The following is a 13,270-nucleotide window of genomic DNA, read 5'->3' on the forward strand; positions in this document are numbered from 1 at the left end:
CTGTTCAAACAGCACGGCAAAACGCATGGACGACGAACTGAATTCCCGCCTGAAACCGTTGCGCGATCGCATCGACGCGATCGACGCGCAACTGATCGCGCTCCTGAACCAGCGCGCCGCGGTGGCGCTGGAGGTGGGCGAGGTCAAGAAGCATTTTAACGCGCCGGTGTTCCGGCCCGAGCGCGAGCTGCAGGTGATCGCGCGGCTGCAGGACATGAGCGCGGGGCCGCTCGCGAGCGAGCACATCAGCGCCATCTGGCGCGAGATCATGGCTGCGAGCCGTGCGCTCGAGCAGACGATCCACGTCGCGTTTCTCGGGCCGGTCGGCACGTACAGCGAACAGGCGATGCTCGAGTATTTCGGCCAGTCGATCGAAGGGCTGCCATGCCCGTCGATCGACGAGGTGTTCCGTTCGGTCGAGGCCGGCGCGTCCGCATTCGGCATCGCGCCGGTCGAGAATTCGACCGAAGGCGCCGTGTCGCGCACGCTCGACCTGCTGCTGCAGACGCAACTGCTGATCAGCGGTGAGCTCGCGCTGCCGATCCATCACAATCTGCTCACGCAGAGCGGCACGCTTGACGGCGTGAAGCGCGTCTGCGCGCATGCTCAGGCGCTTGCACAATGCCAGCAGTGGCTCGCGGCGAATGCGCCGCAGCTCGAACGGCAGGCCGTGGCAAGCAACGCGGAGGCCGCGCGTCTCGCGGCGGCCGATCCGACCGTTGCGGCGATCGCGGGCGACCGTGCGGCCGCGCACTACGGATTGCAGATCGCGTTCTCGCTGATCCAGGACGATCCGCACAACCGCACGCGCTTCGTCATCGTCGGCAAGCAGCCGGCCGGGCAAAGCGGTCACGACCAGACGTCGCTGATCGTGTCGGTGAAGAACGAGCCGGGCGCCGTGTTCAAGCTGCTCGAGCCGCTCGCGCGGCACGGCGTGTCGATGACGCGCTTCGAGTCGCGCCCGGCGCGTGTCGGTACGTGGGAGTATTACTTCTACATCGACATCGAAGGGCACCGGGACGATGCGGCGGTTGCGGCCGCGCTCGCGGAACTCGGCCAGAAGGCTGCGTTCCTGAAGATACTCGGTTCGTATCCGCGCGCGCGCTGATGCGCGGCGGCCCGGCGCCTGTTCGAGCAGGCGTTGCGGCCAGGCGGGCAGGGCAGGCCGGTCGGCGCTGCCGAAGGCGGGTTCGGGCGGCATCCGGCACAGGTTGTGCCGGATGCGGGCCCGTTGCCCGGAATCTGGAATTCCGCGTGCGGGCTGTCGTCCCGCGCGCGTAACTTGGCTCTTGTCGTGTCAGGCTTTGCATTCAACAAACTGGTCATCTTCGGCGTCGGCCTGATCGGCGGATCGCTGGCCCGCGCGCTGCGCGAGCGCGCGCCGGGCGGCGCGGGCGAGGTCGTCGGCGTGGGCCGTTCGCGTGCGTCGGTCGAGCGCGCGCTCGCGCTCGGCGTGATCGACCGCGCGGCGGCGCTCGACGATGACGCACAATTGCGCGACGCGCTGGCCGGCGCCGATCTCGTGCTGCTGGCGGCACCCGTCGCGCAGACGGGCCCGTTGCTCGCGCGCATCGCGCCGTGGCTTGAAGAGGCGACGATCGTCACCGATGCCGGCAGCACCAAGTCCGATGTCGTCGCGGCCGCGCACGAAGCGCTCGGCGCGCGCATCGCGCAGTTCGTGCCGGGGCATCCGATTGCCGGTCGCGAGTCGAGCGGCGTCGAGGCCGCGTTGCCGGATCTGTACGTCGGCCGCAACGTCGTGCTGTGCCCGCTGCCGGAGAACGCACCTGAATCCGTCGTGCGGATCGACGCGATGTGGCGCGCGACCGGCGCCGACGTGCGCACGATGAGCACGGAGCAGCACGATCGCGTGTTTGCTTCGATCAGCCATCTGCCGCACGTGCTGTCGTTCGCGCTCGTCGAGCAGATCCTGGGCGAGGCCGACGCGGAACTCAAATTCTCGTACGCGGCGGGCGGCTTCCGTGATTTCACGCGCATCGCGGCGTCGAGCCCGGAGATGTGGCGCGACGTATGCGTCGCGAACCGCGCGGCGCTGCTCGACGAACTCGATGCCTATACGCGCGTGCTCACGCGGCTGCGCGCGGCGATCGATGCCGGCGACGGCGCGGCGCTCGAAGCCGTGTTCACGCGTTCGCGCGCCGCGCGCAAGGCATGGCAGGAGCGCGGCGGCGCGCCCGCTGCCGAACCGGTCAAGAAATAACAGGACGATTCCCATGGACTATCTCGATCTCGGCCCGTACTCCAGCGCATCGGGCACCGTGCGCCTGCCCGGCTCGAAGAGCATTTCGAACCGCGTGCTGCTGCTCGCGGCGCTTGCCGAAGGCGAAACGACGATCACCAATTTGCTCGACTCCGACGACACGCGCGTGATGCTCGACGCGCTCGGCAAGCTCGGCGTGAAGCTCGCGCGTGACGGTGATACCTGTGTCGTCACGGGCACGCGCGGCGCATTCACCGCGAAGACGGCCGACCTGTTTCTCGGCAACGCGGGCACGGCCGTGCGGCCGCTGACTGCCGCGCTCGCGGTGAACGGCGGCGGCTATCGCGTGCACGGCGTGCCGCGCATGCACGAGCGGCCGATCGGCGATCTCGTCGACGGCCTGCGGCAGATCGGCGCGCAGATCGACTATGAACTGAACGAAGGCTACCCGCCGCTGCGGATCAAGCCCGCGACGATCTCGGTCGATGCGCCGATCCGCGTGCGCGGCGACGTATCGAGCCAGTTCCTCACGGCGCTCTTGATGACGCTGCCGCTCGTGAAGGCGAAGGACGGCAGGACCGTCGTCGAGGTCGACGGCGAACTGATCTCGAAGCCGTACATCGACATCACGATCCGGCTGATGGAGCGCTTCGGCGTGGTCATCGAGCGTGACGGCTGGCAGCGTTTCGTCGTGCCGGCCGGGGTCCGCTACCGCTCGCCGGGGCGGATCATGGTCGAGGGCGATGCGTCGTCCGCGTCGTATTTCCTCGCGGCCGGCGCGCTTGGCGGCGGTCCGCTGCGCGTCGAAGGCGTGGGGCGCGCGAGCATCCAGGGCGACGTCGGTTTCGCGAATGCGCTGATGCAGATGGGCGCGAACGTGACGATGGGCGACGACTGGATCGACGTGCGGGGCATCGGCCACGACCATGGCAAGCTCGAGCCGATCGACATGGATTTCAACCTGATCCCCGATGCGGCGATGACCATCGCGGTCGCGGCACTGTTCGCGAACGGCACGAGCACGCTGCGCAACATCGCGAGCTGGCGCGTGAAGGAGACCGACCGCATCGCCGCGATGGCGACCGAGCTGCGCAAGGTTGGCGCGATCGTCGAGGAAGGCCCTGACTATCTCGTCGTCACGCCGCCGGAAAGGCTCACGCCGAACGCGGCGATCGACACGTACGACGATCACCGGATGGCGATGTGCTTCTCGCTCGTCAGCCTGGGCGGCGTGCCCGTGCGGATCAACGATCCGAAGTGCGTCGGCAAGACGTTCCCCGACTATTTCGACCGCTTCGCCGCGCTCGCCAAAGCCTGACCCGACTGTTCCGATGAAATCGACCCGACCCTTTCACCCGACTCCCGTCATCACGATCGACGGCCCGACTGCTTCCGGCAAGGGCACCGTCGCCGCGCTCGTCGCCGCGCATCTTGGTTTCCACCTGCTCGACAGCGGCGCGCTGTACCGCCTCGCCGCGCTCGCGAGTGTGCGCTACGGCATCGCGGCAGAGGACATCGACGCGCTGGTGAAGCTGATCGACGATCTCCACATCACGTTCCGCGAAGGCTGCGCGCAGCTCGACGGCGTCGATGTGTCGAACGACATCCGTGCCGAAGCGGTCGGCAACCGTGCATCGGCGATTGCCGTGCATGGGCCGGTGCGCACCGCACTCGTCGCGCGCCAGCGCGCGTTCCGCAAGACGCCGGGCCTCGTTGCAGACGGGCGCGACATGGGCACCGTGATCTTCCCGGACGCCGTGTTGAAGGTGTTCCTGACGGCCAGCGCCGAGGCGCGCGCGACCAGACGGCATAAGCAATTGATGCAAAAAGGTTTTTCTGCTAATATAGATGACTTGCTCCGGGATCTTCGTGAACGTGACGCGCGCGACAGCAATCGCGCAGCCGCGCCGCTGAAGCCTGCGGCAGATGCCGAGCTGCTCGATACGTCGGCGCTTTCGGTCGATGAAGCCGTCGATCAAGTGCTGCAGTGGTACCGGGCGCTTGGCCAGCCCGCCTGAGAAGGCGGGCAGCAGTAGGTGTTCCGCGTAGTAAGCGCGGAGCGTGTTTCGAACCCTTAACCCCGTGTGGTCGTCGATCTGGCCCTTTCAGCCTGCCATTCCGGCCGGCGTGGCACAGCGATCCATGCACAATCAGATTTTTATGTCCGACCTGCAAACCTCTACCCCGAATACTGAATCTTTTGCGGCTCTGTTCGAAGAGTCGCTGACCCGCCAAGACATGCGCGCCGGCGAAGTGATTTCCGCCGAAGTCGTGCGCGTCGACCACAACTTCGTGGTCGTCAATGCAGGCCTGAAGTCCGAGGCTTACATTCCGATCGAGGAATTCCTGAACGATCAGGGCGAGGTTGAGGTGCAGTCGGGCGATTTCGTGTCCGTCGCGATCGACGCACTCGAAAACGGCTACGGCGACACGATCCTGTCGCGCGACAAGGCGAAGCGCCTTGCATCGTGGCTGTCGCTGGAAAAGGCTCTCGACAACAACGAACTCGTCACCGGCACGATCACCGGCAAGGTGAAGGGCGGCATGACCGTGATGGTCAACGGCATCCGCGCGTTCCTGCCGGGTTCGCTGGTCGACACGCGTCCGGTCAAGGACACGACCCCGTACGAAGGCAAGACGCTCGAGTTCCGCGTGATCAAGCTCGATCGCAAGCGTAACAACGTCGTGCTGTCGCGTCGTGCAGTGATCGAAGCAACGCAAGGCGAAGAGCGCGCGAAGCTGCTCGAGACGCTGAAGGAAGGCGCGATCGTCAACGGCGTGGTCAAGAACATCACCGACTACGGCGCATTCGTCGACCTCGGCGGCATCGACGGCCTGCTGCACATCACCGACATCGCATGGCGTCGTGTGCGTCACCCGAGCGAAGTCCTGTCGGTTGGCCAGGAAGTCACCGCGAAGATCCTCAAGTTCGACCAAGAGAAGAACCGCGTCTCGCTGGGCATCAAGCAACTGGGCGACGATCCGTGGGAAGGCATCTCGCGCCGTTACCCGTCGGGCACGCGCCTGTTCGGCAAGGTCACGAACATCACCGACTACGGCGCATTCGTCGAAGTGGAATCGGGCATCGAAGGCCTCGTCCACGTGTCGGAAATGGACTGGACCAACAAGAACGTTGCGCCGTCGAAGGTTGTCCAGCTGGGCGACGAAGTCGAAGTCATGGTCCTCGAGATCGACGAAGACCGTCGTCGTATCAGCCTCGGCATGAAGCAGTGCAAGCCGAATCCGTGGGATGACTTCAGCCGCAACTTCAAGAAGGGCGACAAGATCACGGGCGCAATCAAGTCGATCACCGACTTCGGCGTGTTCATCGGTCTGCCGGGCGGCATCGACGGCCTGGTCCACCTGTCGGACCTGTCGTGGAGCGAAACCGGCGAAGAAGCCGTTCGCAAGTACAAGAAGGGCGACGAAGTCGAAGCAATCGTGCTCGGTATCGACGTCGAGAAGGAACGTATTTCGCTCGGCATCAAGCAGCTCGAAGGCGACCCGTTCAGCAACTACGTTGCAATGAACGACAAGGGCTCGATCGTCGACGGCGTCGTGAAGACGGTCGATGCGAAGGGTGCGGTCGTTACGCTGACGGGCGACATCGAAGGCTACCTGCGCGCATCGGAAATCTCGCAGGATCGCGTCGAAGATGCACGCAACGTGCTGAAGGAAGGCGACAAGGTCAACGCGATGGTGATCAACATCGATCGCAAGTCGCGCGGCATCAACCTGTCGATCAAGGCGAAGGATTCGGCTGAACAACAGGAAGCGATCCGCGGCCTGCAGTCGGACACCAGCTCGGCTGCGACCGGTACGACCAACCTCGGCGCGCTGCTGAAGGCGAAGCTCGACGGCCAGAACCAGTAAGCCTCACGAGGTCTGCTGAAGTATGACCAAATCCGAGTTGGTCGCGCAGCTGGCATCGCGATTTCCGCAACTTGTCCTCAAGGATGCGGATTTCGCGGTGAAAACGATGCTCGATGCGATGTCCGACGCCCTGGCGAAAGGGCATCGTATCGAAATTCGGGGTTTCGGCAGCTTTGGCCTCAACCGTCGCCCGGCGCGCGTCGGACGCAACCCGAAGTCAGGGGAGAAAGTGCAGGTGCCCGAGAAGTTCGTGCCGCACTTCAAGCCTGGCAAGGAGTTGCGGGAACGCGTCGACGGCCGCGCCGGTGAACCGCTGAAGGCTGACGATCCGGACGACGAGCGTTGAGCGTCATCCGGGTTGCCCGGAACCCATCCGGCGAAGGCTGAAAAGAAAAGCGCCCCTTGCGGGCGCTTTTTTCATTTCCGGCGATCGCGGCGCAACGGGGGCGTGCAGGATGTGCGCAGCCGCGGAAACGCTTCCTTTACAATACGGGTCGATTCGGTGCGACGAAGGGGAGTCGCGCGCCGCGGCAAACCTCAACAAAGAGAGGGCTTCATGAAGTTTATCGTCTGGCTGATCCGGGTATTGGTGTTCGTACTGCTGCTGGTGCTTGCGCTGGCCAATACGCAAACCGCGACGCTGAATTTCGTTGCCGGCTATTCATGGCAAGCGCCGCTGATCCTGATCGGCCTGGCGTTCTTCGCCGTGGGGCTGCTGGCTGGCTTGCTGTCCGCGCTGCCTTCGATCTTCCGCCTGCGCCTCGAGAACGGGCGCCTGAAGCGCGATCTGCGCGCGGCGCGCGAAACGCCGGCCGTCATCGACCAGCCGCCGATGCCGCCCGTTATTTAACACGGACGCCGCGCGATAATCGCGCGGTTTTCGTCTCTGCTTCGATATTTCGCATGGATCTGGATTTCTGGTGGTTGCTCGCGATTCCGGTCGCGTTCGCGCTCGGTTGGGCGGCGTCACGCTATGACCTGAAGAATCTCCTGTCGGAGAGCGCCAACCTGCCGCGATCGTATTTTCGCGGCCTGAATTTTCTGCTGAACGAACAACCCGACAAGGCGATCGACGCGTTCATCGAGGTCGCCAAGCTCGATCCCGAGACGGTCGAACTGCACTTCGCGCTCGGCAACCTGTTTCGCCGCCGCGGCGAAACAGATCGCGCGATCCGTGTGCACCAGAACTTGCTGAGCCGCACGGACCTGCCGGTCAACGAGCGCGACCACGCGCTTTACGAGCTTGGCCAGGATTTCCTGAAGGCCGGCCTGCTCGATCGTGCCGAGGAGGCGTTCCACAAACTCGCCGACGGCGATTACGCGCTCGGTGCACAACGGGCGCTGCTGACGATCTACGAGATCGAGAAGGACTGGAACAAGTCGATCGATACGGCGAAGCGCATCGAGTCGATGAGCGACAAACCGCTCGGCGTCGAAATCGCACAGTTTCACTGCGAACTTGCGCAGGATGCGCTGCAGCGCAAGAACGCGTCGGCGGCAGCCGAACAGTTGCGCCTCGCGCTGACCGTGAACCCGCAGAACGTTCGCGCGACGATTCTGTCCGGCGACGCGGCGGCGGCCGAGGGCAACCACGCGGCCGCGATCGAGCACTGGAAGCGTGTCGAAGCGCAAAATCCGGCATATCTGCCGCTCGTCGCCGACAAGCTGATGAAGGCGTACGTCGCGCTCGGCAAGAACGCCGAAGGCGCCGAGCTGCTGATGGGCTATGTCGACCGTTATCCGTCGAACGACCTGCTCGACATCGCATACCAGCACATCGCGGGCTTGCGCGGCCAGGACGCGGCGCATACGCTCGCGCGCACGCAGATGGAGAAGTCGCCGAACCTGTCGGGGATGCTGCACCTGCTCGATGCGCAAATCGCGGCGGCCGACGAACCGCGTCGTAAGGAGCTTGAAATGATGCGTGCGCTGATCAGGCAGCGTACGAAGAATCTGCCACGGTATACGTGCCAGAATTGCGGTTTCCGGGCGCGCAATTTCTACTGGCAGTGCCCGGGCTGCAGCGGCTGGGAAACCTATGCGCCGCGCCGCGTCGAACCTGCGATGCCGGGCTGATCCCGGCACGCGGAGCCAACGCGCTGCGGTCGCCGCCGGGCCTGACCCGGCGGCCAAGTTAGTCAATTACCGGGAAGTACCGGAACATCTATGAAAATCACCATCATCGGCACCGGCTATGTCGGTCTCGTCACGGGCGCCTGCCTGGCGGAGATCGGTCACGACGTCTTCTGTCTCGACGTCGATCCGCGCAAGATCGACATCCTGAACAACGGCGGGATGCCGATTCACGAACCCGGGCTGCTGGACATCATTGCGCGCAACCGTGCGGCGGGGCGCCTGCGCTTCTCGACCGACATCGAGGCGAGTGTCGCGCACGGCGAGATCCAGTTCATCGCCGTCGGCACGCCGCCCGACGAGGACGGCTCGGCCGACCTGCAGTACGTGCTCGAAGCCGCGCGCAACATTGGCCGCCACATGACGGGCTTCAAGGTGATCGTCGACAAGTCGACGGTGCCGGTCGGCACCGCACAGCGCGTGCGCGGTGTGGTCGACGAAGCGCTTGCCGCCCGCGGGCTGGCGGGCAGCGTCGCGCATCGTTTCTCGGTCGTATCGAACCCGGAATTTCTGAAGGAAGGCGCCGCGGTCGAGGACTTCATGCGTCCGGACCGGATCATCATCGGCGTCGACGACGACGAGACGGGCACGATCGCGCGCGAGAAGACGAAGAAGCTTTACGCGCCGTTCAACCGCAACCACGAGCGCACGATCTACATGGACGTGCGTTCGGCCGAATTCGCGAAATATGCGGCGAACGCGATGCTCGCAACGCGCATCTCGTTCATGAACGAGATGTCGAATCTCGCCGACAAGGTCGGCGCCGACATCGAGGCCGTGCGCCGCGGGATCGGCTCCGATCCGCGCATCGGCTATCACTTCCTGTACGCCGGTGTCGGCTACGGCGGCTCGTGCTTCCCGAAGGACGTCCAGGCGCTGATTCGCACGGCCGGCGAGAACGGCCAGCCGTTGCGCATCCTGGAAGCCGTCGAGGCGGCCAACCATGCGCAGAAGGACGTGCTGATCGGCAAGATCGAGCAGCGCTTCGGTGCCGACCTCACCGGCCGCGAGTTCGCGGTCTGGGGCCTCGCGTTCAAGCCGAACACCGATGACATGCGCGAGGCACCGAGCCGCCGCCTGATCGCCGCGCTGCTCGAACGCGGTGCGACCGTGCGTGCGTACGATCCGGTCGCGGTCGACGAGGCACGGCGCGTGTTTGCGCTCGATTTCGGCACGGATCCGGACGCGCTGGCGCGGCTGCATCTCGTCGAGACGCAGGACGTCGCCGTGACGGGCGCGGACGCGCTCGTGATCGTGACCGAGTGGAAGGAATTCCGGAGCCCCGATTTTACGCGCCTGAAGGCTGAGCTGAAGGCGCCGGTGATCTTCGACGGGCGCAACCTGTACGAGCCGGACGCGATGGCCGAACTGGGCATCGACTACTACGCGATCGGCCGGCCGTATGTCGATCCCCAGTCGTCCTCCCGTGGCTGACCACACGATGAATACTCTCCGCGAGGTCGTTCCGGTGCCGCGCGCGCAGCTCGCGCGCTCGCGCGTGCTTGTCGTCGGCGACGTGATGCTCGACCGCTACTGGTTCGGCAACGTCGATCGCATTTCGCCTGAGGCGCCCGTGCCGGTCGTGCACGTACAGCGCCAGGAAGAGCGGCTCGGCGGTGCGGCCAACGTCGCGCGCAACGCCGTGACGCTCGGCGGCCAGGCCGGGTTGCTGTGTGTCGTCGGTTGCGACGAACCCGGCGAGCGGATCGTTGAACTGCTCGGCAGCAGCGGCGTGACGCCGCATCTCGAGCGCGACCCGGCGCTGCCGACCACGATCAAGCTGCGCGTGCTCGCACGCCAGCAGCAACTGCTGCGCGTCGACTTCGAGGCAATGCCGACGCACGAGGTGCTGCTCGCAGGGCTCGCGCGCTTCGATGCACTGTTGCCGCAGCACGACGTCGTGCTGATGTCGGATTACGCGAAAGGCGGCCTGACGCACGTCACGACGATGATCGAGAAGGCGCGCGCGGCCGGCAAGTTCGTCCTCGTCGACCCGAAGGGCGACGACTGGGCACGCTATCGCGGAGCGTCGCTGATCACGCCGAATCGCGCGGAATTGCGCGAAGTGGTCGGGCAGTGGAAATCGGAAGACGATCTGCGCGCGCGCGTCGCGAAGCTGCGCGCGGAACTCGACATCGACGCGTTGCTGCTCACGCGTTCGGAAGAAGGCATGACGCTGTTTTCCGCCACCGGCGAACTGCACGCACCGGCGCTCGCGCGCGAGGTGTTCGACGTGTCGGGCGCGGGCGATACCGTGATCGCGACGGTTGCGACGATGCTCGGCGCAGGCGTGCCGCTCGTCGACGCCGTCGTGCTCGCGAATCGCGCGGCAGGCATCGTGGTCGGCAAGCTCGGCACGGCCACGGTGGACTACGACGAACTGTTTCACTGAGCGCATGCGGCGGCGCGACGAGCGCGCCGCATGCATGGCTCGCACTTTTCAGGCAGGACGATCATGACCCTCATCGTCACCGGCGCAGCCGGTTTTATCGGCGCGAACATCGTCAAGGCGCTCAACGAGCGCGGCGAGACGCGCATCATCGCGGTCGACAACCTGACGCGCGCGGACAAGTTCCGGAATCTCGTCGACTGCGAGATCGACGACTATCTGGACAAGACGGAATTCGTCGAACGTTTCGCGCGCGGCGATTTCGGCAAGGTACGCGCGGTGTTCCATGAAGGCGCCTGCTCGGACACGATGGAAACCGACGGTCGCTACATGATGGACAACAACTTCCGCTACAGCCGGGCGGTGCTCGACACCTGCCTCGCGCAGGGCACGCAGTTCCTGTACGCGTCGTCGGCAGCGATCTACGGCGGCTCGACCCGTTTCATCGAGGAGCGTGACGTCGAGGCGCCGCTGAATGTCTACGGCTATTCGAAGTTCCTGTTCGACCAGGTGATCCGCCGCGTGCTGCCGACCGCGAAGAGCCAGATCGCCGGCTTTCGCTATTTCAACGTGTACGGACAGCGCGAGACGCACAAGGGGCGCATGGCGTCGGTCGCGTTCCACAACTTCAACCAGTTTCGCGCGGAAGGCAAGGTGAAGCTGTTCGGCGAGTACAACGGCTATGCACCGGGCGAGCAGACGCGTGACTTCGTGTCGGTCGAGGACGTGACGAAGGTGAACCTGTTCTTCTTCGATCACCCGGAGAAGTCGGGCATCTTCAACCTCGGTACCGGCCGTGCGCAGCCGTTCAACGATATCGCGTCGACGGTCGTGAATACGCTGCGCTCGCTCGACAACCTGCCGCCGCTGACGCTCGCGCAGCAGGTCGAGCAAGGGCTGATCGAATACGTGCCGTTTCCCGATGCGTTGCGCGGCAAGTACCAGTGCTTCACGCAGGCCGACCAGACGAAGCTGCGTGCGGCCGGTTACGACGCGCCGTTCCTGACCGTGCAGGAAGGTGTCGACCGCTACGTGCGTTGGCTATCCGGCCAGGTTTAAGCGGAAGCGTTGCATCGATAGACTGGGTCTCACGGTCGGCAGCCGCCGGCCGTATTCATCGGAGATCCAGCACATGATCAGGAAATGGTTGGCCGCAGCGGCAATGCTCGGCACGATCGCGTCGGCCTGGGCGGCCGTCGACGTCAACACCGCGAACGAGGATGCGCTCGTCGGCATCAAGGGCATTGGCCCGGCGCGGGCAAAGGCGATTCTCGACGAACGCGGCGCACGCGGTCCGTTCAAGAATGCGGAAGATCTCGCAGCACGCGTGAAAGGCATGGGCGGCCATACCGTCGAGCGGCTTCAGCAGGAAGGTTTGACGGTCGGTGCGGCCGGCACGGGGGCCGCGCTGCCGGCCGCGGGCAAGCCGGCTGCCGGCAAGCCTGCGGCTGCACCTGCCCGCACCGCGCAGAAGTAACGCGTCGCGCGCGGCCGACAACGAGCTCCTTCAGTCGCCGTCGTTGCGACGGCTTCCCGCGGCATGCCGCGGGTTTTTTGCGTGGGCGCGGCGTATGCGGGCCACGCGTTGCACGGCATACGTATTCCATCGCCGCAATGGGGTTGCCGGCGCGAGCAGCGGTGCTGGTTTACAATCGATCGATTGATCGGCCTCGTACTCACGGTATATCCATGGCTTACAAAACTATCGAAGACACGATCGGCAATACGCCGCTCGTCCAACTGGTCCGCTTGCCGGACGACGAGATTCGCGCGCGCAACAACGTGGTGCTCGCGAAGCTTGAAGGCAACAATCCGGCCGGTTCCGTGAAGGATCGTCCGGCACTGTCGATGATCAGCAAGGCCGAGGCGCGCGGGCGCATCAAGCCGGGTGACACGCTGATCGAGGCGACGAGCGGCAACACGGGTATCGCACTCGCGATGGCAGCGGCGATCCGCGGCTACAAAATGGTGCTGATCATGCCGGAGGACCTGTCGGTCGAGCGCCGCCAGAGCATGGCCGCCTACGGCGCCGAAATCATCCTGACGCCGGTGAAGGGCGGGATGGAGCTGGCACGTGATCTCGCGGACCAGATGCAGCGCGAAGGCAAGGGCGTGATCCTCGACCAGTTCGCGAACCCCGACAATCCGATTGCGCACTACGAAGCGACGGGCCCGGAAATCTGGCGCGATACCGAAGGGCGCATCACGCACTTCGTGTCGGCCATGGGCACGACGGGCACGATCATGGGCACGTCGCGCTATCTGAAGGAACAGAATCCGGCGATCGAGATCATCGGTGCGCAGCCGGAAGACGGTTCGCGCATTCCGGGCATCCGCAAGTGGCCGGAAGCGTACATGCCGACGATCTTCGATCGCAGCCGCGTCGACCGTGTCGAAAGCGTGAGTCAGGCTGCGTCGGAAACGATGACGCGCCGGCTGGCGGCGGTCGAAGGCATCTTCGCGGGCATTTCGTCGGGCGGCGCATGCGAAGTCGCGATGCGCATCGCGCGTCAGGTCGAGAATGCGACGATCGTGTTCATCGTCTGCGATCGAGGCGACCGCTACCTGTCCACGGGCGTGTTTCCTGCCTGAACGCGGGCAGGCGCGCGTAGCTGCGCGTGTGATAAAAAAAAGCGCCGCTTGTGCGGCGCTTT

The 13,270-nt window shown here is 65.1% G+C and carries 13 protein-coding genes; all 13 read left to right on the forward strand.

Translation table 11 applies throughout. From position 1 onward, the window contains the following. Positions 1–25: 25 nt before the first annotated feature. Complete coding sequence (gene pheA, locus HAV18_RS16140; RefSeq protein ID WP_166957487.1) at positions 26–1,108, forward strand: prephenate dehydratase; 1,083 nt, start codon at positions 26–28, stop codon at positions 1,106–1,108. A gap of 186 nt (positions 1,109–1,294) precedes the next feature. Beyond that, positions 1,295–2,221, forward strand: coding sequence for a prephenate dehydrogenase/arogenate dehydrogenase family protein (locus HAV18_RS16145; protein ID WP_166957489.1), 927 nt, complete (start codon positions 1,295–1,297; stop codon positions 2,219–2,221). Positions 2,222–2,234: 13 nt separating this feature from the next. Further along, positions 2,235–3,539, forward strand: a complete 1,305-nt coding sequence (gene aroA, locus HAV18_RS16150; protein ID WP_166957491.1) for a 3-phosphoshikimate 1-carboxyvinyltransferase — start codon at positions 2,235–2,237, stop codon at positions 3,537–3,539. Between the two features lie 13 nt (positions 3,540–3,552). Then, the gene (cmk, locus tag HAV18_RS16155) at positions 3,553–4,239 is read left to right on the forward strand and encodes a (d)CMP kinase (RefSeq protein ID WP_166957493.1); all 687 of its coding nucleotides are present in this window, start codon (positions 3,553–3,555) and stop codon (positions 4,237–4,239) included. 142 nt (positions 4,240–4,381) lie between these two features. Beyond that, on the forward strand, positions 4,382–6,094 hold the full coding sequence (rpsA, locus tag HAV18_RS16160) for a 30S ribosomal protein S1 (RefSeq protein ID WP_166957495.1): 1,713 nt from the start codon (positions 4,382–4,384) through the stop codon (positions 6,092–6,094). 22 nt (positions 6,095–6,116) lie between these two features. Further along, positions 6,117–6,440 (forward strand): integration host factor subunit beta, encoded by a 324-nt coding sequence (locus HAV18_RS16165; protein ID WP_006486894.1) that lies wholly within the window; start codon positions 6,117–6,119, stop codon positions 6,438–6,440. A gap of 210 nt (positions 6,441–6,650) precedes the next feature. Then, complete coding sequence (locus HAV18_RS16170) at positions 6,651–6,944, forward strand: lipopolysaccharide assembly protein LapA domain-containing protein (protein ID WP_021157458.1); 294 nt, start codon at positions 6,651–6,653, stop codon at positions 6,942–6,944. Positions 6,945–6,997: 53 nt separating this feature from the next. Next, the gene (gene lapB, locus HAV18_RS16175; protein ID WP_166957497.1) at positions 6,998–8,170 is read left to right on the forward strand and encodes a lipopolysaccharide assembly protein LapB; all 1,173 of its coding nucleotides are present in this window, start codon (positions 6,998–7,000) and stop codon (positions 8,168–8,170) included. Positions 8,171–8,260: 90 nt separating this feature from the next. After that, positions 8,261–9,661, forward strand: coding sequence for a UDP-glucose/GDP-mannose dehydrogenase family protein (locus tag HAV18_RS16180; RefSeq protein WP_166957499.1), 1,401 nt, complete (start codon positions 8,261–8,263; stop codon positions 9,659–9,661). A gap of 7 nt (positions 9,662–9,668) precedes the next feature. Next, positions 9,669–10,619, forward strand: a complete 951-nt coding sequence (gene rfaE1, locus HAV18_RS16185; RefSeq protein WP_166957501.1) for a D-glycero-beta-D-manno-heptose-7-phosphate kinase — start codon at positions 9,669–9,671, stop codon at positions 10,617–10,619. 63 nt (positions 10,620–10,682) lie between these two features. Then, complete coding sequence (gene rfaD, locus HAV18_RS16190) at positions 10,683–11,675, forward strand: ADP-glyceromanno-heptose 6-epimerase (RefSeq protein WP_166957503.1); 993 nt, start codon at positions 10,683–10,685, stop codon at positions 11,673–11,675. 73 nt (positions 11,676–11,748) lie between these two features. Beyond that, positions 11,749–12,093 carry a helix-hairpin-helix domain-containing protein gene (locus tag HAV18_RS16195; RefSeq protein ID WP_166957505.1) on the forward strand — a complete coding sequence of 115 codons (345 nt, stop codon included), beginning with the start codon at positions 11,749–11,751 and terminating at the stop codon, positions 12,091–12,093. A 212-nt stretch (positions 12,094–12,305) separates the two neighbouring features. Beyond that, positions 12,306–13,208 carry a cysteine synthase CysM gene (gene cysM / locus HAV18_RS16200; RefSeq protein WP_166957507.1) on the forward strand — a complete coding sequence of 301 codons (903 nt, stop codon included), beginning with the start codon at positions 12,306–12,308 and terminating at the stop codon, positions 13,206–13,208. Positions 13,209–13,270: the final 62 nt, after the last annotated feature.

Source organism: Burkholderia sp. D-99, assembly GCF_011605345.1.
Taxonomy (GTDB): Bacteria; Pseudomonadota; Gammaproteobacteria; order Burkholderiales; family Burkholderiaceae; genus Burkholderia.